Genomic DNA, 23,024 nt, shown 5'->3' on the forward strand with positions numbered 1-23,024 from the left:
TGGTTTGGCGTTTGAACTCCTCATCAAAATGTTGGCGGATATTTCCCATGACACACCTCGACCTTTCGTTTGTTTGTATTGTATCAGGTCGCTGTTACAGTGTGTCTACTTTCTAGTCTAAATTCACGGCGGCGGTTTAGGTCGGGTTTACCAGCTTATTTGCTTCGGTCGAGGCAACGGCGGCGAATTAGGGCGGGTTTACCAGCTTATTTGTTTCGGTCGAGGCAACGGCGAAGGTTTAAGTCGGGTTTACCAGCTTATTTGCTTCGGTCGAGGCAACGGCGACGGTTTACGTCGGGTTTACCAGCTTATTTGCTTCGGTCGAGGCAACGGCGGCGAATTAGGACGGGTTTACCAGCTTATTTGTTTCGGTCGAGGCAACGGCGAAGGTTTAAGTCGGGTTTACCAGCTTATTTGTTTCGGTCGAGGTAACGGCGGCGGTTTAGGTCGGGTTTACCAGCTTATTTGCTTCGGTCGAGGCAACGGCGGCGGTTTAGGTCGGGTTTACCAGCTTATTTGCTTCGGTCGAGGCAACGGCGAAGGTTTAAGTCGGGTTTACCAGCTTATTTGTTTCGGTCGAGGTAACGGCGACGACTTAAGCCGGATTTCCCGGCTTAAATGTACGGAGAAGTCAGCAGGTTAGGCGGAGAATTGAGCAATTCCGCACCAAATTGTGCCCGGACGAATGGCTTGGACGGCTAACGGTTTGTATAGTGCTTAATCGGCCGAAAATGGTCTGTTTGCCGCGCTTACGGTTTCAGGAGTGGCTATTTCGCGAAAAACGGCCCCATTTGAAGGGAAATCGGCCAATAAGCTCACCCGGAACCGTTAGCGATGAAAAAGCGGCCGAAATGCGCCAATAAGCTCACCTGAAACCGTTAGAGCGATCAACTGAAGCCCCGGATTCGTTTTCACAATGGGGAACGGAGCATTGGACGCCACCCTGACAAAATCGGTCCACGAAACGGATATAATCCGATATGTACAATGCGGAGGCGCGATTTTATAATTGATAACAATTATCAATATCATTTGCATGTGCCGCAGTTGCTGCACGGGGAGGAAAAGAGAAATATGAAAGCAGTCCAAGTTGTACTCGTCTTGACGTTGGTTTGGCTCGTCGCCGCTTGCGGCAACGGCAAGGAATCCGGAGGCGCCGCCACCGGATCCCCGGGAGCCGCCGCAACGGCTTCGCCGAAAGCAGACGCCTCCGCATCGCCCGCAACCGCCTCGGCTTCGCCGAAAGCCAGCGCCGCCGCCTCGGCCGCGCCGCAATCGGCATCGCCGGCCGCAGCGGCGACGGGAGAGCGTACGATCCAGCACGCGATGGGCACGGTTACGCTGAAGAAGCAGCCGGAGCGCGTCGTCATCCTGTACAACGGCATGGTCGACACCGCGGTAGCGCTCGGCGTCAAGCCGGTCGGGGCCGTGGAGTCGTGGGACCAGAAGCCGTGGTACAAGTTCCTGCGCGACAAGATGGACGGCGTCAAGGACCTCGGCGAAGAAACGCAGCCGAACCTCGAGGCGATCATCGCCCTCAAGCCGGACCTGATCATCGCCAACAAATCGCGCCATGAAAAAATTTACCCGCAGCTCAGCAACATCGCGCCAACGGTGATGACGGCGGAAGTGTTCGCGTGGAAGGACAATTTGAAGCTGAGCGCCCAGGCGCTGTACAAGGACAAGGAAGCGGAGCAAATTCTTGCAAACTGGGACAAAAAAGTGGCCGACTTCAAACAGAAGGTCGGCAGCAAGCTGAGCCAGACGGAAGTGTCGCTGATGCGGTTCGAGGAAGACGGCAGCTCGCGCATTTACATCACGGGTTTTGCTGGCACGATTTTCAAGGAGCTGGGCCTGACCCGGCCGAAGGCGCAGCAAGTCGAAGGCAAAACGGTAGTCAACCTCACGTCCAAGGAACAGATGGCGCAGCTTGACGGCGATTACATTTTCGACATCACGCAGCTGAGCGCGGACGCGCCGGACAAGGAAAAAACGATGAACGACTGGACGGCGCACCCGCTGTGGAAAAACCTGAAGGGTGTCAAGGCCGGCAACTACTACAAGGTGGACGTCATTACGTGGAACCTCAGCGCAGGCCCGCTGGCCGCCCAATCGCTGCTGGACGATCTGAGCAAATATTTCAAACTCAATTGACCCGCCAAATCGGACCGGATCGAACCGACCGACCATCGGCCCAGGAATAGGAAGCCAACGATATGAGATTGCAGACGAACGGATGGAAGGCGGCGGGGCTGCTGGCCGGCTGCGTTGCGCTCCTGCTCGGCATCGCGGCAAGCATGCTGTTCGGCGCGGTCAGCTACGGCATCCCGCTCGGCTGGAAAGCGGCGTTCCATTACGATGAAACGGTCACCGAACAAATCATTATCCGCACGACACGCATCCCGCGAGCGATGATTGCGGCGGCGATCGGTGCCAGCCTGGCGATCGCCGGCGCGCTGATGCAGACGCTCACCCGCAACCCGCTCGCCTCGCCGGGCGTGCTCGGCATCAACGCGGGCGCCAGCTTCGTTGTTGTGCTGGCGGCGGTGGCGCTGCGCGTCGGCTCGATGCCGGCGCTCATGTGGCTGGCGTTCGCCGGCGCCGCCCTCAGCGCGGCGGTCGTGTACGCGCTCGGCTCGCTCGGCCGCGACGGGCTGACGCCGATGAAGCTGGTGCTGAGCGGCACCGCCATGGCCGCCTTGTTCGCCTCGTGCACGCAAGGCATTCTCGTGCTCAACAAGCAAGGGCTCGGCACCGTGCTGTACTGGCTCACGGGCACGGTGGCCGGGCGTTCGCCCGACATGCTGCGGCTCGTTCTGCCGTACATGCTCATCAGCTGGCTGGTCGCCTGGCTGGCGGCCAAAGATTTGAACGTGCTGCTGCTCGGCGAGGACACGGCCAAAGGGCTCGGCCAGCGCACCGTGCTGCTCAAAGTCGTCGTCGGCGTGCTGGTCGTCGTGCTGGCCGGCGCTGCGGTGTCCGTGGCCGGACCGATCGGCTTCGTCGGCATCGTCATCCCGCATGCCGCGCGCTTCCTCGTCGGCACCGATCTGCGCTGGGGCATTCCGTATTGCGCGGTGCTTGGCGCGATTTTGCTGCTTGCGGCCGACCTGGCCGCCCGCTTCATCATGATTCCCGAGGAGGTGCCGGTCGGCGTCATGACCGCGGTAATCGGCGCTCCGTTCTTCATGTATATTGCGCGGAAGGGGCTGCTGAAATCGTGAAAGCGTATATCCCCCTCCGTTCCCGCTCGCGCCGCTGGTCGCTGCTGGTGCACAAGCGCACGGTCGCCGTTTCGGCGGCGCTGCTGCTCGTGTGCGCCTTGGTCGGCATCGTCAGCACGGGGCTCGGCGACATGTATATTTCGCCGCTTGAGGTGGTGCGCTCCCTGTTCGGAGCCGGCGCGGAGGAGCATCAAATGGTCGTGCGCGAGCTGCGCCTCCCGCGGCTGCTCGTCGCCCTGATGGCCGGAGCGTCTTTGGCGGCGTCAGGCGCGATTCTGCAAGGCATGATCCGCAATCCGCTGGCGTCGCCCGATATGATCGGCGTCACGGGCGGCGCGTCGACGGCGGCCGTGGCGTTCCTCGCCTTCTGGTCCGGCCAGGCGAGCATCCGCCTGCTGCCGCTTGTCGCCATGACGGGCGCGCTGCAGTTCTCCGCCGTACTCTACGTGCTGGCCTGGCGCAAAGGCGTCACCCCGCTCCGGCTCGTGCTGGTCGGCGTCGGCATGGCGTCGCTGACGTCGGCGGCGACGACGATGATGATCGTGTTCCATCCGAAAAACGACGCCGGGCAGGCGTACCAATGGCTGACGGGTTCGGTATACGCGGCCAACTGGGAGAATGTGCTGTCGATTCTGCCGTGGACGGCGGTGCTGCTTCCGCTGGCGTACGGGCTGGCGCGCCATGTGAATATCGGCCAGCTCGGCGACGACGTCGCCGCCAGCGCCGGCAGCGCAGTGGAAGCCAAACGCCTGCTGCTGCTGTTCGTCAGCGTCGCGCTTGCCGGGGCCGCCGTTGCGGTCGGCGGCGGCATCGGCTTCGTCGGGCTGATCGCGCCGCACATGGCGCGCAAGCTGGTCGGCGCGAGCTTCGACGCCGTGCTGCCCGTGGCGGCGCTGCTCGGCGCCGTCATTGTGATGGCGGCCGACCTGGCCGGCCGCACCTTGTTTCTGCCGCTCGATATTCCGGTCGGCGTGTTTACGTCGGCGGTGGGCGCGCCTTATTTTATTTATTTGCTGTACACGCATCGAAACTCGCGCTAGCGCGTCAGGAGGGGCTGGCATGAACGTCCTGGAAACGACGAACCTCACGCTGTCTTACGGCGGCGCGACGGTGATCGACAAGCTGCGGCTCGCCATACCCGAAGGGCGGATCACGGTGTTCATCGGGCCGAACGGCTGCGGCAAATCGACGCTGCTCCGCTCGATGGCGCGCCTGATGAAGCCGGCGGAAGGCGGCATCGTGCTCGAAGGCAAGCTGATCGCTGAGCTGCCGACGAAGGAAATCGCCAGAAGGCTGGCGATCCTGCCGCAAGGGCCGGTTGCGCCGGAAGGGCTGACCGTGTTCCAACTGGTCAAACAAGGGAGATACCCGTACCAGCATTGGCTGCGGCAATGGTCGGGCGAAGACGAGCGCATGGTGAACGGGGCGCTTGCGGCAACGAAGCTGACGGAGCTGGCCGATCGTCCCGTCGACGCCTTGTCCGGCGGCCAGCGGCAGCGGGCATGGATTGCGATGACGCTGGCGCAGGGCACGCGCACCGTGCTGCTCGACGAGCCGACGACCTATCTCGACATGGCGCACCAGATCGACATCCTCGACCTGATGTTCGAGCTCAACCGAACCGTTGGCACTACCGTCGTGATGGTGCTGCACGATCTGAATCTGGCGTGCCGATACGCGCACCATATCGTGGCGCTTCGCGACAAAACGGTTTACGCCCAGGGCAAACCCGAAGCGATCGTCAATGCCGGCCTGGTCAAAGAAGTATTCGGGCTCGATTGCGAGATCATCGCCGACCCGTTCTTCGGCACGCCGCTCTGCATCCCGAAAGGGAAAGGACGCAAGGCCGATCCGGCGGCCGCAACGCACATGAAGGAGGCGAGTTCGTTATGACCCCAGCGACACCGGCGGCAGCCGGCACGATCGCCGAGCTGATCCGCACCCGCAGAACGGTGCGCCTGTTCAAGCCCGATCCGGTGCCGACGCCGCTCATCCTCGAGCTGCTCGATATTGCGATCTGGGCGCCGAACCATATGAACCGGCAGCCGTGGCGCTTCATCCTGTTCCGCGAGGACGGGCGGAAGACGATTGCCGACGCGATGATCGGCACGTATGCGGTCGAAGACCGGGAAACGTTCGGCGGCAAAAAGAAAGCTTATTTCGAGAACGTGCCCGCCCATCTCGTCGTCTTACTGAAGGAAGATCCGCGGCAAAAAGTGTGGGACGAAGACTACGCCGCCGTCTGCAGCCTGATCCAGAACTTCCAGCTTGCCGCCTGGGAGCGCGGGCTTGGCGTGTTCTGGCGGACGAACGGCTACAATTACGATCCCGGCTTCCGCGACGCAATCGGCGTGCTGCCCGGCGAGAAGATCGTCGGCCTGCTGCACATCGGCTACCCCGACGCGATTCCGCGCGAGCAGCCGCGCACGTCCGCAGATGAGCTCATCACGATCGTCGAAAATTAAATCGCCCGTTTCCCTTCCCAGCCGACGCAGGAATGGTTATACTTATATTGATGATAATCATTCTCAATGAAATATGTTGCGCCGGGAAGGTGAACTGATCCATGCTGCGGGACGATTCCGCCCGTTTCCCCGTTATATTCCTGTCTTCCATTCGCAAACGCCGCTTCCTGCGAAGCGGCATGTCGCCGTTTCCGCCGTTGCCTTGCGAGCTGTTGTGCATCGTTCAGTCGGGCAAAGGCTATTTGCGCATCGACCACGAGGTGTTCCCGTTCTCGGCGGGGGATGCTTTTTTTCTGACGCCGTCCATGCTGCTGCAAGGCAGGATGGAGTCCGCCCACGCGGACTGTTATTTGCTGCGGCTGCAGCGCCTGACGGTCGGCAAGCGGAGCGGAAGCTGGGCGGCGGCCGATGCGGCAAACGGCGAAACGCCAACGCTGCTGCAGCCGGGCAAGCTGCCGGTCAAATCGCCGCGCGCCTTGCTGGAGCTGGCGAACCGGCTCCACCGCGACAACGCCTCCCGGGCGAAGCCGGCCGGCTGGCTGCAGCTCGATTTTCAAAGCATGCTTCGTTCGATTCTCGACGATCTTCCCGATCGGGCGGAAACGAAGGAAGAGGCCGGCCAAGGCATCGACCTCAGCATCCAGTACATGTACAAGCATTACCGCGAAAAGCTGAAGCTAGACACGCTCGCCCGCATCGCCGGCCTGACGCAAACGTCGTATTCGCGCAGCTTCAAGAAGGCGAGAGGCGTGTCCCCGGTGGAATACCTCAACCGCATCCGGATCGATTCCTCGCGCCGGCTGCTCGACCAGCAATGCCCGATCAAGGAGACGGCCGAGTCGGTCGGCTTCGGGAACGAGTTTTATTTTAGCCGGATGTTTAAGCGCGAAATGGGCATTTCCCCGACGATGTATGTGGCGCGCAAGCAGCTGAAGGTGGCCGTGGCGACGTGTTTCCTGTACCAGGACAACCTGCAGGCGCTTGGGGTCGACGTTGTGGCGGCCATGAACCATCACGACGGACCGGACCCCGGGGAGCCCGGCGCCCGGACGTATATCGCCGAGCAGCTGCAAGCGCTGCGGCAAGCCGAACCGGACCTCATTCTGGCCGACTTCCAGCATGTGCCTTTCCAGGAGCAGCTGCGGCAGATCGCCCCGACCGTCGCGCTCGAGTACACGATGGACTGGCGCCGCAATCACCGGCGCATCGCCGAGCTGGTCGGCCGGGAGAAGGAGGCGCAGCTCAATTTTGACCAGCTGGAGATGAAGGTGGCGTACGCGCGGCGGATGCTGGCGGACACGATCGGCGGCGAAACGGTGTCGGTGCTGCGCTTGTACGAAACCAGCATCCGCATCCAGGGCGTCGTCGGCCACCCGCTCAACGAGCTGCTGTACGCCGAGCTTGGCCTGAAGCCGGGCAACGGCGCGCCGCTGCGGGTGCAGAACATGACGTATCCGCTCGCCGCCATGCCGCCGTTCGAGTCGGACCGGATGTTCCTGATCCCTTGTTACCCGGACCGGCAGGAGGCGGATGTACTGGCGCAGCTCGAGGACAGCGGCCTGCCGGCCGGCGGCATGCGCAAGCTGCGCGGAGGCCGCATCCGGTTCACCGACAACTGGGTGCGGCTCAGTTGGACGCCCGTCGGCCGGCACCGCATCGTCGACGAATTGCTGGCGTTGGAGTAACAATACGGATTCGGACAAAAAGTGGTTAGTATTGTGCAACCTTGCGCTACTATTGTCCATCCCCCAATCGGCCGCCGCCTTCTACAATGGAGAATAGAAAGCAAACAGGAGGATGGAAGGGAAATGAGCGAGTCGATCGCAACAGGCGAGACGAGGCAGCAAATTTTGATCCTGCATCTGGCGGCGCCGGAGCTGGACGCCAAGACGATAGCGTGGGCGCTGTATGACGGCAGCAAGCCGAAGGGCGAAAAACAAATGCAAACGGGCGATTCCGACGTGCCGCCATACGGCTCGGTGCTCGACGCGATGCGCGACGGCTGGAACGTGATCCAATTGGCAACGATGCCGGTATTCCGCGGCGGGCACGAATTCGAGCAAGGCCATCTGCCTTACGAATATGTACTCGAAAGAAAGGTGGCCAAACGATGAGCGGCGTGGAGAGAAAGCATCTGTTGTCGGCGCGGCAAATGGCGGAGTTTGCGGTGAACGGGTTTTTGATTTTGCCGGAAATCGTGCCGCAGGAGTACAACGAGCGGGCGGAAGCGGAAATGCGCCGCTACGACAGCGGCACCGGCCAGTATTGGTTCGAGTCGTCGGTGATTCGGGACATTTTTGAGCTGCCGGAAGTGAAAGGCGCGCTGCAAAGCTTCGTCGGCACGTCGCCGGTATACGACCATTCGCATCTGCACATCGTAAAGGCGCAACACCATCTGGGCCAAGGCTATCACGCCGATTCGGTGATCGACACGCGGCCGTTCGGGTATGACGTGCAGGCGTTTTATTTTGCCCACGATGCGCCGGACGAAATGGGCCCTACGCTTGTGCTGCCGGGTTCGCATCTGCGCAAAGTGAGCAACGGCAGCATTTCCCGGCTGAAAAATATCGTCGGCCAGAAGCGGCTCGTTTCCAAGGCCGGCACGATTGCGTTCATGCACCACGGCATCTGGCATTGCGCCCAGCCGAACTATACCGACGCGACCCGCTACGTATTCAAGCTGCGGCTGCGTCCCGGCCAGGAGCAGCGCGGGCTGTTCAATACGGACGGCTACAAGGAGCCCGAGGTGGAGCAATACATCCGCCGCTCCGGCCATCATCTGTGGGCAGGCGACGAAAGCCGCGTCAATCAAATCCAGATCGCCAAATTTTGGCGTTATTTGACCGGCGACGACCGCGTCGACGTATCGTTCGAAGGCGCGCTTACGCGTATGGGTTTATAGAGCGGCGATATTCCACAAACGTCCCGACTCCCTTAGAGGGGAGCGGGATGTTTGTTTTTCCGACGCAAATAGGCAAACGGCCGCCAAGTCTGTACAATGGAACAAAGAACGCGCGATACCTGGCGGGACGGGGGCATCAAGAAGATTATGGAACGGATGCGGAACATCGGCATATTTGCGCATGTGGATGCGGGCAAAACGACGACAACCGAACATTTGCTGTATATCAGCGGTCATATTCGCACGCTGGGCAGCGTCGACAGCGGCACAGCGCAGACGGACTGGCTCGACGTCGAACGGGAGCGCGGCATTTCGGTGCGGGCGGCGTCGACGACGTTCGGCTGGCGCGGTTATACGATCAACCTGGTCGATACGCCGGGGCACGTCGATTTCCTGTCCGAAGTCGAGCGGTCGCTGCGGGTGATGGACGGCGCGATCGTGATCGTATCGGCCGTGGAAGGCGTGCAGGCGCAGACGGAAACGATCTGGCACGCGCTGCGCAAGCAGCGGATGCCGGCGCTGCTGTACATGAACAAGCTGGACCGCATCGGCGCGCGCCCGGCCCAAGTTGCAGCGGAAATCGCCAAGCTGCTGACGGACCGCGCCGTGCCGATCCAGGCTCCGCTCGGACAAGGCGAGTCGTTCCGCGGCGTGGCGGAGCTGTGGGGCGGCGAAGAGCCGGCGATGCCGGCGGGCGAACTGGAGCAGGCGCGCCAGGCGGCGCTCGAGAAGCTGGCGGAGTGCGACGACCGCGTGCTGGAGCGCTACCTCGCGGGCGAGTCGATCGCTTCGTCGGAAGCGCGGGCCATCGCCGGCGAACTGGCGCGGCGGTCGGAGCTGCACCCGCTGCTGTACGGCGCGTCGAGCAAAGGCATCGGCGTGGCCGAACTGCTGCAGGCGGCAGTCGATTTTCTGCCGTCGCCGGCGGGGCGGGCCGACAAGCCGCTGTCCGCGGTCGTGTTCAAGCTCGAGCGGGACAAAACGATGGGCCGGCTCGCATTCGTCCGCGTCTACGACGGCTCGATCCGCAATCGCGATACGGTGCGCAATTTCACCGGCGGCACGGAAGAGAAGGTGACGCAGATCCGGTTGATCGACGGCCGCAAGCACGAGGATGCCGGTATTGTCGAAGCGGGCGGCATCGCGGCATTGTGCGGCTTGCAGCACGCGCGCGTCGGCGACGTGCTCGGCGTGCCGGACGCGGTGCCGCCGGCGCAGCATCTTGCCTTGCCGCTGCTCACGGTGCAGGTGAAAGCGGCCAGCGATGCGTTGTACCCGGCGCTGACGGCGGCGCTGCAGGAGCTGTCCGAGGAGGACCCGCATCTGGACGCACAGTGGCTGGCGGAGGAGCGGGGGCTTCATCTGAAGGTGATGGGCAACATTCAGCTGGAAATTATCGCGAACCTGCTGCAGAGCCGGTTCGGTCTGACGGCGACGTTCGGGCAGCCGTCGATCATTTACAAGGAAACGCCGAGCCGCGCGGGCTACGGGTTCATCGCATACACGATGCCGAAGCCGTGCTGGGCGATTCTGCGTTTCGCGATCGAGCCGGGCGAGCGGGGCAGCGGTTTGCGCTACCGTTCGCTCGTGCGGACGGACGATCTGCTGGCGCAGTACCAGAACGAAGTGGAGCGGCGCGTGCCGGAGGCGCTGCTGCAAGGGCTGCGCGGCTGGGAGGTCACCGACCTGGCGGTGACGCTGGTAGAAGGTCAGCATCATGTGTGGCATACGCATCCGCTCGATTTTGCCGTGGCGACGCCGATGGGCATCATGCAGGGGCTGGCGGAGACGGGTACGACGCTGCTGGAGCCGCTGCTGCATTTCCGCATTGCGGTGCCGGAGGAGTATGGAGGCAAAGTGCTGGCCGAGCTGGCGCAGATGCGCGCGACGTTCGAGCCTCCGTCCGTCGCCGGCGGGCGGCTTACGGTCGAAGGCACGATGCCGGCGGCGACGTCGCTCGAGTATCCGGTGAAGCTGAGCTCGCAGACGGGCGGCCGCGGCACGATCGCGACGTCGTTCGCCGGCTATGCTCCTGCGCCGCCGGACGTGCAGGCAGAGCGGCAGCGTCGGGGCGTCAATCCGCTCGACCAGGCGAAGTACATCCTCAGCGCTCGCAAGGCGCTGTCGGTGTAGCCTTGCGCCGCTTAGAACGACAGCTCAACCGTCGTCGGCATGACGCCGGCCGGGCAGTCGAGGCGGTACAAGCCTTGTGCGGCGTCGGCCGTTTCAATCGGCGTCTCGCTGCCGTTGACGACCGCCCGCGCCGGTCGGCGCGCGGACACGAACGAAAATATGCCGCCGTCCTTGAGGAGCACCGTTGCGCGGTCCTCGGCGAAACGGGCTTCGAGCACGGCATCTGCGGCGACCAGCTTGTCCGTCAGCCCGATCGCGGTGAATGCGCCGGTTTCCGGCACGATGACGTACAGCTCCGCCTCGAGCGGCGCTACGCGGATCCGGAGCCGTTCCTCCGCGCCCATCCGGCGAACCGTATGGCGGAACGAATCGTACGCCAGGAAACGCTCGCCGGCCAGCCCGGGAATATCGGCCGGGCCGATTTCGCCCTCCAGCACGTCCTCGTCTTCATACGCGTGGAAGGCCGCCACAATGCCTGCCGCGCCCGCCGTATTCCACATCTTCAGCGGCGCTCTCGTGCGCTGCGGGTCCTTCGTCAGCCAGTCTTTTGTCGGCCGGCCGGGCTGACTGCAGCGGATAATGCGTCCGTCGCTGTAGACGAGCGGCCGAATCATGGCGGCGTTCGTCTTCCCGGGAGCGTCGCTGAAGTAAACCGGCCCGCCGCTGACGGCGCGCAGCGTCATATGCGGCAGCGCGTCGTGGTGCCCCGTCCAGAACATGTCGTAATCGCCCCAGTAAACCGCGCCGTGGTAAAACGAATTGTACGCGTTCTGCAGCGCGTGTTCCCCGAAGCCGCGGTAAATGTTCGGCAGAAAATCGTTGCTGCTGCGGGGGCGTCAGCGGGGGCCGGCAGCTTGTCGGCCGAAAGCAAGGCGAGGGCGACTTCGCCTTCGCCTGCGATGTGCGCAAAGGCGGTTATGCCCGCGAGGGCGATCGGCGGCGCGTCTGCGCCATCGAAGCGGATGGTTGCGGATTGCGAATCAAAGCGGAACATGGGCGTCCCAGGCTTACCGGGGGTAAGTCAAGCAAAACTGACGCCCTAGGTGCGATGGAGAGAGGGCCGGCGGCTGACCGCTGCGCGCGGGAATCCTCTCTGTCATCAAGGTAGCTCGCAGCCGCGTCCGCAGCAAGGTCGAATATTCAAGATCACGGGTAAAATGGATCGGAATCCGGCGGAAGCGGGCTGCGGGTACGTGTCACTGCCAGGGTACGAAAGTGAGTGGCTTCGGTGTGTTGTCAATTAGAATAAAATTTCCAAAATCGGAGAGGGAATCGGTAAAAAAGCTAGTCAGGGATCGTGTGCGAAAATAAGGCGGAAAACCCGGCTTAAATCGCTGGCGCTGCCCGGACCAGAGCCAATAAGGAGGAAAACCCGGCTTAAATTGCTGCCGCTGCCCGGATCAGAGCCAATAAGGAGGAAAACCCGGCTTAAATCGCTGCCGCTGCCCGGATCAGAGCCAATAAGGAGGAAAACCCGGCTTAAATTGCTGCCGCTACCCGGATCAGAGCCAATATGCCGTAAATCCGGGCTTTAATCGTTAGCTATGCTGCGGCCATGATCGTTACGCCTGAGAGCACTCCCATTTGCCAACATGAAGGGATGCCGTCCGCCCTGTCGAAAGTAGTAGACAACAACGAAGAGCCGGCTGAAGGGATTGGCGGAAAATAGTAATAGGAGGGCATAACGTGAAGCAAATGGAAACGATCGTGGTGGAAAAACCGTCTTTTACCGTAATCGGAAAACTGGGCCGGGGAGCGGCAAGGGACGCTGTTGACTGGATCCCGCCGTTATGGCAAGTAGCGAACAGTCGATTTGCGGAAGCAAGCGACCTGGCGAAGCGGGATGCGGAAGGGAATTTGGTCGGGATTTGGGGCGCGATGAGCGATGTGCTGGAGCGGTTTGAACGGTGGGGGGAGGAAGGCAAATATTTGGCCGGGGTGGAGGCTGTAGATGATGCCGTCGCACCGGAAGGCTGGACCCGCTGGGTGGTGCCCGCATTCCGGTATGTTGCAGCCCCCTGTACGCTGGACAGCTATAAGGAAACGATGCAGCGAATCTTGACCGACTATTTGCCGTCCCATGGCTATGCGATCGCTGGCGCGATACAGGAATATTATCGTCCCGGGGACCGGGAGGAGCACCTGTCGTTGTATGTTCCGATCGGGCGGTTATAAGAGAAACAGCGCCGAACGGCTGCAACGTAACAATAAGGAGGAAACGGGAAATGCGACTCCTATCGCAAAAAGATGCCGGTACTGTTTCAACCAGGGAGCTGATGGAAAGCTCCTGGCCCAAGTTTATGGCTCCCGATCGGGAAACGATGCGATACTGGCGGGACATGCGTAACTTGTTTCCGGAGTATCAACTGCTGCTGTTTGACGGCGACAAGGTGGTTGGCATGGGGAACTCGCTTACTCTTGTTTGGTCCGGTAAACCGGAAGACTTGCCGCTTAATTGGCCGGATACGCTCATGCGGGGGGTCGAAAATCGGGATATTTCTTCATTAAACACTTTAGCGGGCGTCAATATCTCCATTCATGCGGATTTCCGGTCATCCGGATACAGCAGGCAGCTTTTGGAAGGGTTTAAGGCGTTGGCTCGGGAAAAAGGGTTCGAAAGGGTGATCATCCCGGCGCGCCCCAGCTTCAAAGTGCAATATCCGCTCACGCCGTTCGAAACGTATATTCATTGGAAACGCGAGGACGGAGCGCCGTTCGATCCGTGGATTCGCACGCACTGGAAGCTGGGCGCCGAAATCGTACAACCGATTCACCAGGCCTTTACCGCAAAAGGGACGGTTGCCGAGTGGGAACAATGGACAGGAATGAAATTTCCTGAAAGCGATGCTTATGTTGTGCCGGGAGCACTGATGCCGGTTCGCATTAATGTAGAGCAAGATATTGGCGTATATGACGATCCCAATGTGTGGGTGGAGTACAAACTGAAAGCCTGACGTCCCGCAAGTTGGGTTTCCCCCGGAATATGCAAGGAGCCAAGCGGATTATTCCGGGGGACCGTCGCCCACCAAAGCGCCACTGTAAGGCTGAAATCAGCCTTATTCCGCCCGCAACTCGCCCAAACGCTGCTGTAAGGCTGAAATCAGCCTTATTTCGCCCTCCGCTCGCCCAAACGCCACTGTAAGGCCGAAATCAGCCTTATTCCTCCCGTCGCTCGCCCAAACGCCACTGTAAGGCTGAAATCAGCCTTATTTCGCCGGCCGCCTGCTAAAGCACCCCAACCATCCATGGCTGTTAGCTTGCCGACAACACCCCACTCCTCTCCACTCGCCCGCTTTCTCCGATTTTGTTCAGCTTTTGTTAATGTCCCTTATGCGACAATGGTTGGAGGAATTGGGAGGGGGCCCGGTTTCGTCGCGCGAATGTGACGATGGGATCGGTCCCTGCCCTGCATAAGGAGGAAGACACAGATGAATGCACGCTGGAAGGCTGCATTAGCCAGGCTTCTTATTGTGGCATTGGTGCTGCAGCCGGGATACTTGCTGCCCGGAGGTGCCGTTTATGGCGCGGAGCCGGGCAACGATTCGACAACGACAGCGGTTTACGGCGGAGACGAATCCGCAATTCCAACCTCAACTCCAACCGAATACGGCGAAGCTGATCCGCTTGATCCGCCGGCTCAGGATGCGCCGCCGACCGGCTTGTCGCGGTTCAGTTTGTTGTCCGATGTTTCCGACGGACCGACGACTTCGCTCCAGAACTATACGTGGGAGCAGCCAACGGTCAACATCCCGCCGCCGGCCCGGGAGATGGCGGCGATGGCGTATGACGAAACGGCCAAGAAGGTTGTGATGTTCGGCGGGATGGGCAACGTGGCTCCGCTCGACGATACGTGGATATGGGACGGTGCGGCGAAGACGTGGACGGAGATGGTGGAAGGAGATCAGCACGAGCCGATTGCGCCGCATCCATCCGCGCGCAAAGCCGCGGCAGCTGCCTACGATCCGAACATCGGCAAGGTGCTGCTGTTCGGAGGCTTTGACGCGGCCGGCGCGCCGCTTGGCGATACGTGGCTGTGGGACGGGCTCGCGCAAACCTGGGAATCCCTTGGCGACATGCCCGGCGGCCCGTCGGCGCGTGGCGGCGCCCAGCTTGCTTATGACGGCGAACAGTTGGTGCTGTTCGGCGGCTACGGAGATAGCGATACGTCGCCGTTCGGCGATACCTGGCTATGGGACGGCAACTCTTGGACGGATGTGACGCCGGCCGATGCGAGCGACTCGCCGCCGCCGACCTTCTTCGGCGGAATGGCGTTCGACGGGCAATCGGCGGTTTTGTATGGCGGCAATCTGGGCAAGGTGACGAGGACGCACAAAGGTACGGTAGTCAATGGAAGCGCCCCTTCCCAGGTAATGACGTATTACGATTCGTCCGCAAAGCTGTGGAAATGGGATCGCGTCGAACATAAATGGACCGAGTTCACGTGGAGCCCTATTACGGAAGGGCCGGAAAAGCTCAAAACCTTTTCGCTGTCCGACGGCACTTACGAATACGGCCGCTGGGGTCATGCGATGGCGTATGACAGCGTCAATCGGCGCGTCGTGACCTATAGCGGTGTAGAGGAACATGCCTATTATGTTTGGGGCGGCACTCATAATTTTTCGGTTTACCACATGTATTATCCGATAAACAACTATAACCTGGTATATGGATGGACAGGGGAAGAATGGGAGCTTGCCTGGCAAGGCAAGGGCGGCTATGAGGTCGGATATGCGGAAGTTGTCCCCGAGCACGCCGGTCAATATGAGTCATGGCCTTACAGCTTTCCTTTATCGCGCATCTACGCCAGCATGGTGTTCGACGGCTATAACATGCTCCTTTTCGGCGGCAAGCGCAAGGAGTTTGAGCTTCGCCAATATTACTATCCTTGTACGACAATTACTGACACGAGATGCCACGCAATAGCTAATCTGCCCGAACAAATCGTGGACGAAACGTGGCTGTTCGGCTATGCGCCGCCGGGAGCGCCGAGCATCAAGCTTAACAGCGACCCGATTATCGCTTACGACCCGAACAAGGTGAACGACACGGTCAGCGTGGTGGTCAACGTATACGGGGCCGGCGGCGGAACGATCAGCGCGCGCGGCATTGAATATCGTATCGCCGTTCAGCCGGACGAAACGCCAAACGACTGGACCAAGTTGCCGTACAACGGCTCGGGGAGCGGAACCGGCACGTTCACTGCCGTGCTGAACAATCCCGTTTGGCAAAAAACGTACGAAGTGCGCGGCTACGCGACGAATCAAACCGGCACCAGCTATACGGAGCCTGTCACTTTCATCCTGGAAGACCACCCGAACGTGCATGAGCCCGACGTTCGCTTCGAACGGGTCGGCTCCTCGATTCTCCACGAAAAAGATAAAAAACGAATCGTCGCGGTCGGCAAAAACATGTTCGATTTGCTGCGCAAACCGACCAGCGGCATCGACTACTATTTGGAGGGAGCCGACGGCACTCCGTACAAGCTGGATTACAACGTCATCGACGAGCGCCAACTGGAATTGACATGGAAGGACGATCTTCCGCTCGGCAAATATGACGTTTACCTGAAGCACGATTATTTCGAGCCGTTTACGTTCCTTGACGCGCTGGAACTGATCAATACCAGCTTCTACAAGCCGCGCAATTTTGCCAAAATCGAGGTGCCGAGCACGCCGTTGCCAGCGTCGAACGAGGTGAGCAAGCTGACGCTGCAGGGGCCGTTTACGGAAAGTCCTTCCGCCCCCGGGGTGTATATGCTAAGCGATACGTCCGAACCGGTCGTCATCAACGATAACGTGCTGTTCAAGGGCAGCAGGCTCGAAGTGGACAAAACCGGCAGTGTCACGACGATCAGCGGCAATGGCCGACTGTACTTGAACGGCGCCGGAACGTCTAAAGTGAACGTACCGTACACGCTGCGGGACGGCGAGTGGACGATGACGTCGGACCATTTCGCCATTGATCTCGACAGCGAACCGGCAGCCGACTACTTGAATATGAATATGCCGATCAAGCTGAAGTCGGCCACGTTCGTGCCGGGAGGCTTGCGGTTCACCGGCGACATGCAGGTGGAGCTTCAGGCGGGGAAAGAACGCATCAGCGACACGGTGCCGATCGATACGCTCATGCTGCGCGGCAACCAATTCGAGCTGGCCGGCACATACGATTTGGACGCCTCGTTCAAGCTCGGACCATTCGATGTCGAGAAGCCGACGCTCATGATCAACAGCCGGACGGGTTCCGCCGTCAATCTGATGTCGACGAGCCGGCTCTCAGGCAGCGCGCTCGAATTCAAGCTGAGCATGTGGGCCGTTCAAGGCCGGATCGATTCGGCGTATTACGATTTGAGCGGGCCGACGAATTACGGGTCGACCGGTCTGAAGGTCGGTTATATGACCGGACAGGCTTGGGGACTGGCCGATCGGACGGAAATTTCGCAGCGGTTTTCGCTGCGCGGTTCCGTCTCCGATACGTTGGCTCCGCTACGGAAAGTCGGCGATACGAGCATACCGCTGCTGAGTGCGGAGCAGTCCGAAATCTCGATGGCTTCTTACGGTCTTGCCGCGTCGGGAATGCAGAAGCTGTACGGGGTGCCTCTCCCGGACACGAAGACGACGGCAGTGGCGGATCCGTTGACAGCCCAGTTGCCGGGATTCCCGCTTCCGGGCTTCACCGCGCAGGGGACGCTGAATTTGTACGGGTTGGTGCAGGGGAACGCGCAATTTTATTCGAACGCCGAGATCGGCTTCGCCGGCCAAATGAAGGCGAAGATTGAAGTGCCGGAAGGAATTCCGCATGTCGGCGGCGCAACGGTTACCAACGTCAATGTCAGGATCGACGCCAAAGGTTTGTACGGTTCGTTCACGTACAACGATGTCGGGGTTACGATGACGTATACGTTCAAGGACGAAACGATGATGTACGAACTGCTGCTGCCTCCTCCGCCGCCGCCGTTCTGGGTCACGTACCTGGAAATTATGTCGACGGTACAGGATTATGCCGGATTTTTCATTATGGGCAAACGTGCCGAGGTAGGGATTTTGTCCACGCCGACAGTGACGTTCAAGCTGACGCAAACCGCCGGTATCGCTCAGCCGGCCGACCGGCAAACGCTGCAGGGTGTCGCCGCCCGCACGGAAGCGGGCAAGCTGACTTCGCGCGCCATGGAAACCGCGCTGCAAGCGCAAGCGCACGACGCCGACGGCGGCGCATCTTACCGGTTCCCGGTGGGGCGGCCGTATACGGGCTGGATTACGCTGTCCGGCGATCAGCAGGACGTGACGATTGTCGCTCCGGCGAACGCGACAGGAGGCGCCGGCGGCACGGCGACCCCGGCGGAACGTTTTTACGACGCCGCAACCGACACGACGTTCGCGCGGGTTGCGTTCGCGCAGATCGGAACCTGGGAGCTGTCGACGAAGCGGCCGTCCGCGATGCGTCTGCATGAGCTGCTTTACGTGAACGCGGCGGAGCTCGGTATGGACGAGCTTGCGGCTGCATGGCAGCAACTGCCCGACCGGCAGGTTACGGCAGTCACTGTCGAAGAGAGCGGCGCCTATTGGCTCGAGATCGGCTCCAGCCCGGGCGAAACGCTGCTGTATAAACCGGACGGGCGCCCGTACAAGCTGCAAACGTCGACTTCCGCGCCGGATTGGAACGCTTATCGCGGCCCGAACGACACCTTGTATGTGCTGCTGGACGCCGCACAGCCGGGCACCTGGCTGATTGACGGCGGAACGTCGCCGAGCGCCGCCCTGTACAAAGTGCCGCCGCGGTCGACGATGACGGACGCGCAGGAATGGGTGGACTCCGGCTTGTACCCGACGATCGTCAAAGTCGACAATCCGGGCTTGGGCCAGGCGATTGTGGACATTTACGGTGCCGATGAAAATACGTTGTTGTACTCGCCGGGCGGCAATCCGTATCCGCTGCAGTTGGATGAGAATGAGCCGGGATGGAACGCCATCTACGATCCCGCGCTGGGAAAACTGACAGTGCTGCTGAACGGCCAGTCGATTGTCGGCGATTGGACGGTACGCGGCAGCCGGTTTGCGGAAGCGGTCGTGTACACGACCGATCGCAAGCTGAAGTCGCCCGGAGCGCTGCAAGCGGAAGGCGAACATACTTTTACGCTGGAATTGCCGCAAGCGGGCGATTATTTGCTCGAGCTGGGCGGCGCGACTGAGGATACCGTGCTGACCGGCCCGGACGGCCAAGCTTATTCGCTTGTATTTGACGAGCAGTCGCCCGGACGCAACGCCAGGCTGCAGAAAGCGGCGGAGCGCACGCCGGCAAGCCCGATCGGAAGCATTGCGCACATCGGCACGAACCGGCCGATCGCCGATCCGCGCGACACGTTGTATGTGACGCTGCCGAAAGGCGCTTCGGGCAAGTGGAAGATCCAAACGACCGAGCGGATCACGTGGGCGATCCACCAGCTTCCGCCGGCGCCGGCCATAACCGAAGCGAAAGCGGCGGTCCAGCCCGGAGCCGACAACCGGCTCGGGTTGACTTGGTCCGTTGCGAACGGCAGGCCGGGCACAACAGTGGCGGTCATGCTGACGAACGGCGAACAGACATGGCTCGGTCCGCTGATCGCGCAAGGGCTTCCGGCCGCCGGTCGGACGACGATCGATATTCCCGCGTCGATCCTGCCGGGCACTTACCGGGTAGCGTTCGTGGCAAGCAGCGACGGAGGGGCGCCGCTTTATGCGATGGCCGACCAGGCGATAACGGTCAGCTCTCCCGTGTCGTTGCCGGCGCCCGGGCAACTGGCGGTCCAATCGACCGGCAACGGCGATGTGACGCTGACGTTCAACTCGCTGTCGCAGCCGGTGACGATGTATCGCGTCTGGGTGCAGACGGACGGCGACATGCAGCCGGTAATGGATGTTGTGCCGGAACCCGGCCAGCAGCAGCAGGTCGTCGTATCCGGTTTGCCAACGGAAGCCAGCTATACGTTTGCCGTTTCGGCGTTGGCGGATGGCGGGGCGGGGCGCCCGTCGGCCAGTCCGCTGTCGGCAACGGTCCAGGCAACGCTCTCCGTGCCGCAGCCGGCCGAATTGACCCTTGCGGCGGAAACGGGCGGCGTTCCCGTCAAGGAGCGTTCGCATGCAGCGTATGACGACGGAAGCGAGAAGCTGCTCTTTACTTCGGCCGAGCAGGTTGCGCTGCGAATCGGCTCCGATCAGAACGTCAGTGTGAAAGTGAGCGTATACGGCGGGACTCCCGAGACCCGTTCCGTGGCGGCCGGCCAAAGCGCGTCGTTTTCGCTGAACGACATGCTGGGCAGCTTGCCGCTGGAGGAGCGGCAATACCGGCTGACCGTCGAGGCAACGAACGAAAGCGGCGACACCAGCCGCTTGCACCGCACGCTGATCATCGACCGCACGAAGCCGGCGCTGATCGCCACGAACGGCAACGATGCGCTCGGCAAGCCGAAGTCGCTTACAGGTACGGTTGTCACGGACAGCCGGATGTATATTGCCGGTCAGACCGAGGCGGGCGTGACGCTGACAGTGTATGGCAACATGGTGCCGCTTGACGACAAGGGCGGGTTCTCGTACTATTTGCCGCTGCTGTGGCAGGACGGAGAAGGAAGCAAGGCGGTCAAAATGACGGCCGTAGACGACGCGGGCAACGAGACCGAGTACCGGTTCGAAGTGCTCCGCGGCACGGAGGATCCAATCCCGGATCGGCTGGACGCACTGGCCGCGCTTGTGGTGGCGGGCGGTCAACTGGATCGCGTGTATGACGTTGCCGATACGACTTACAGCTATACGATCACCCCGTCATCCGGCAAAATCAAGCTTTATGCCGCCGCGTCCCATCCGGATTCGCCGATTACGGTGGACGGGGTTGATATCGCCGCTAGCGGGTACGCGGAGCTTGACGTTCCGACAGCGGGCCGGACGGTGCAGCTCGTCGTCAACTCGAGCAAAACCTATAGCTTGCAAATCGCCGGCTATCTGCCGGATTCTACGGAGCTGGAGCAACTCGAGCTGCACGACGCAACTGGCGGCGGTCAGCCGGAAGCGCTGCAAGCGCCGTACTTCTCCGGAGGCAGCGTCAACTACGCTGTATACGTGAACCATCAAGTGGCCAAGGTGACGCTGACGCCGAAGTCGCTGCAGGCCGTGTCTTCAATCAAGGTGAACGATGCCGCGACACCGGACGGGCAAGCGTCCGCGCCGATCGACTTGCAGGTGGGAAGCAATACGGTGACGGTAGAAGTGAAATCTGCCGATCTGTTGAACACCAAAACGTACCAAGTGACGATTGTTCGCGCCGGCAGCGACAATGCGCAGCTGCAGCAGCTGACGATTGGCGGCGCGGAAGTCGAATGGTCGTCGGCGTTTGACGCGAATACGAACGAGTATCGGATCGTCGTGCCGAACGACGCGACAACGCTGACCGTTCTCGCCGCCGCGGAGCATGCGCAAGCGAAGCTTCACCTGGACAATGAAATCGTGCCCGGTGGCGTGGAGCAGCAAGTGGATCTGACACAGGGCAAGACAAGCCTGTCGATCGAGGTCGAGGCGCAGGACGGCACGCGCAACGCGTACAAGATTCGCATCCAGCGGCAGCAGGAAACGCCGGGCACGCCGCCGCGACTGACTGCGCTGGAGCTGGTCGGAAGCCAGCTCGATGCCGAGTTTTCGCCGTACAAGCGCTCCTATCGAACGAATGCGACGTACGCTTCGACAGCCGCCATTGCCGCGACCGCGGACGATCCGTACGCTGTCATCAAGGTGAACGGCGCCGAGCCGGGAGCGGACGGCAAGTTTGCCGCCAACCTCGCGTACGGCGCGAACCTGCTTAAAGTGAACGTGGAGTCGAAAGACGGCAAGTCGTCGGAGACGTATTCGATCGCGATCGAGCGCAAGCGCGAAATCGTTTACGACGATCCGTCGCCAACGCCAACGCCGACGCCTTCGCCGGGGACCGCGGGTGTTGGCGGCGCGGCAAGAACGGTTTCGGTCGAAGGCGAAGACGGCGATTGGACGGTCCAGGTCCAAATCGTACGCAGTCGAACGGAGAAGGGGAGCGCTGTCGACACGCTCCGGCTGGACGGCAAAAAAGCCCGTGAAATTGTAGCCAAAGCAAACGAAACCGGCAAACGAACGGTGCGCGTGCACGTGGCCGATCTGGCGGACGATCCCGCGGACGAACGGATCGTAACCGTCGATGCCGAATCTCTGCGAATGCTTGCAGCCGATTCGCTCACATTGGAGATCGTGCTTCCGGAAGGCCGCATCGTCATTTCGGGACAATCGCTTGCGCAGCTTGGCGAGCGAGGGGAGGAGCTGTTTTTCCGGATCGTGCCGGTTCAGAGCGATGAGGAGCGCGGCGACATCGAAAGCCGTGTGCTGAGCGCCGAGCTGGTGAACGGGGAGCCCGGCGTGCAAGCCGAAATCGTCGGCAAACCGGCCCGGATCGAAACGAATTATGCCGGTACCCGCACCGTGCTCGTGTTCCCGCTGGCGCAGCTCGCCTTGCCGCAAGATCCGGCAGCGGCGCAGCGCTTGCTTGCCGAACTGGCCGTTTACATCGAACACAGCGATGGAGAAAAGGTGCTGAAGCGCGGCACAATTCAATACGACAAGTCGGGCAATGCCGAGCTTGCGATCGAAATCGATAAATTCAGCACGTTTACGATCGTGCGTCTGCGCGACGTTGCCGGCAATGGCGGCAAGGAGCCGGCGCCGTATATGGACGGCTATCCGGACGGCACGTTCCGACCGGAGCAGCCGATGACGCGGGCGGAGCTAGCCGCGGTGCTCGAACGGCTGCGGCGTCAGGCCGCCGCGGATACCGCTGCGCCGGAGCCGGACTTGGCGGCTGAGGCTTACGCCGATGTGGCGCCCGATCATTGGGCGGCGCAGGCGATTGAAGGCGCGCAGCGTCGCGGCTTGATGGTTGGCGATCCGGACGGAAGATTCCGGCCGGAATCGTTCGTCACGCGCGCGGAGCTGGCCACGATTGCGGCGAGATGGGCCGGGACGGGCGGCGAGGAAGCCGGCCAAGAGCCGCTGCCTGCGGCGTTCCGCGACGCGGAAGGCCACTGGGCGGCGCGGGCGATTGCCGCGGCCAAGGCGGCAGGCTGGCTGCTCGGTTACCCGGACGGCAGCTTCCTGCCGGACAAGGCGCTGAGCCGGGCGGAAGCGGTGAGCGCGCTTAACCGGCTGCTCGGCCGGGCTGCCGCGGCGGGCGCGGGACAACCGTCGACGTCGCGTTGGCCGGACGTGCCGAACGACCATTGGGCGCTGGCCGACATCACGTCGGCGACAGGAAACTAAC

General features: G+C 61.5%; 13 protein-coding genes. 12 read left to right on the forward strand and 1 reads right to left on the reverse strand.

Annotation, left to right across the window (positions count from 1 at the left end):
• Positions 1–1,074 precede the first annotated feature (1,074 nt).
• The 9 genes from EXY20_RS15050 to EXY20_RS15090 all read left to right on the forward strand — a co-directional run bounded on the left by EXY20_RS15050 (position 1,075) and on the right by EXY20_RS15090 (position 10,724).
• The gene (locus EXY20_RS15050; protein WP_167859246.1) at positions 1,075–2,154 is read left to right on the forward strand and encodes an ABC transporter substrate-binding protein; all 1,080 of its coding nucleotides are present in this window, start codon (positions 1,075–1,077) and stop codon (positions 2,152–2,154) included.
• 62 nt (positions 2,155–2,216) lie between these two features.
• Positions 2,217–3,224 carry a FecCD family ABC transporter permease gene (locus tag EXY20_RS15055; protein WP_135552479.1) on the forward strand — a complete coding sequence of 336 codons (1,008 nt, stop codon included), beginning with the start codon at positions 2,217–2,219 and terminating at the stop codon, positions 3,222–3,224.
• A complete protein-coding gene (locus EXY20_RS15060) occupies positions 3,221–4,264 on the forward strand; it encodes a FecCD family ABC transporter permease (RefSeq protein ID WP_135552481.1) in 1,044 nt (347 codons plus the stop codon). Before EXY20_RS15055 ends, EXY20_RS15060 begins: the two co-directional genes overlap by 4 nt.
• A gap of 19 nt (positions 4,265–4,283) precedes the next feature.
• Positions 4,284–5,117, forward strand: coding sequence for an ABC transporter ATP-binding protein (locus tag EXY20_RS15065; protein ID WP_135552483.1), 834 nt, complete (start codon positions 4,284–4,286; stop codon positions 5,115–5,117).
• Positions 5,114–5,689: a nitroreductase family protein gene (locus EXY20_RS15070; protein ID WP_135552485.1), complete on the forward strand. Its 576-nt coding sequence runs from the start codon at positions 5,114–5,116 to the stop codon at positions 5,687–5,689. The genes EXY20_RS15065 and EXY20_RS15070 overlap by 4 nt, the downstream gene beginning before the upstream one ends.
• Positions 5,690–5,790: 101 nt before the next feature.
• Positions 5,791–7,374: an AraC family transcriptional regulator gene (locus EXY20_RS15075; RefSeq protein ID WP_135552488.1), complete on the forward strand. Its 1,584-nt coding sequence runs from the start codon at positions 5,791–5,793 to the stop codon at positions 7,372–7,374.
• Positions 7,375–7,497: 123 nt separating this feature from the next.
• The gene (locus EXY20_RS15080) at positions 7,498–7,803 is read left to right on the forward strand and encodes a hypothetical protein (protein ID WP_135552490.1); all 306 of its coding nucleotides are present in this window, start codon (positions 7,498–7,500) and stop codon (positions 7,801–7,803) included.
• Positions 7,800–8,591, forward strand: a complete 792-nt coding sequence (locus EXY20_RS15085) for a phytanoyl-CoA dioxygenase family protein (RefSeq protein WP_135552492.1) — start codon at positions 7,800–7,802, stop codon at positions 8,589–8,591. The genes EXY20_RS15080 and EXY20_RS15085 overlap by 4 nt, the downstream gene beginning before the upstream one ends.
• Before the next feature lie 96 nt (positions 8,592–8,687).
• Positions 8,688–10,724, forward strand: coding sequence for a GTP-binding protein (locus tag EXY20_RS15090; RefSeq protein WP_235885923.1), 2,037 nt, complete (start codon positions 8,688–8,690; stop codon positions 10,722–10,724).
• An 11-nt stretch (positions 10,725–10,735) separates the two neighbouring features.
• On the opposite strand, the gene EXY20_RS39480 is transcribed toward EXY20_RS15090, so the two are convergent.
• Positions 10,736–11,536 (reverse strand): Sip1-related alpha-galactosidase, encoded by an 801-nt coding sequence (locus EXY20_RS39480; protein ID WP_207671281.1) that lies wholly within the window; start codon positions 11,534–11,536, stop codon positions 10,736–10,738.
• Positions 11,537–12,419: 883 nt separating this feature from the next.
• On the opposite strand from EXY20_RS39480, the gene EXY20_RS15100 reads away from it, so the two are divergent.
• From EXY20_RS15100 to EXY20_RS15110, 3 genes are all read left to right on the forward strand, one after another.
• Positions 12,420–12,899: a GyrI-like domain-containing protein gene (locus EXY20_RS15100; RefSeq protein WP_135552925.1), complete on the forward strand. Its 480-nt coding sequence runs from the start codon at positions 12,420–12,422 to the stop codon at positions 12,897–12,899.
• A gap of 50 nt (positions 12,900–12,949) precedes the next feature.
• Positions 12,950–13,678 carry a GNAT family N-acetyltransferase gene (locus EXY20_RS15105; protein ID WP_135552496.1) on the forward strand — a complete coding sequence of 243 codons (729 nt, stop codon included), beginning with the start codon at positions 12,950–12,952 and terminating at the stop codon, positions 13,676–13,678.
• A gap of 474 nt (positions 13,679–14,152) precedes the next feature.
• Positions 14,153–23,023: a cadherin-like beta sandwich domain-containing protein gene (locus EXY20_RS15110; protein WP_135552498.1), complete on the forward strand. Its 8,871-nt coding sequence runs from the start codon at positions 14,153–14,155 to the stop codon at positions 23,021–23,023.
• Position 23,024: the final 1 nt, after the last annotated feature.

Origin of the sequence: Paenibacillus cymbidii (genome assembly GCF_004764705.1) — a bacterium.
GTDB classification, from domain to species: domain Bacteria; phylum Bacillota; class Bacilli; order Paenibacillales; family NBRC-103111; genus Paenibacillus_AN; species Paenibacillus_AN cymbidii.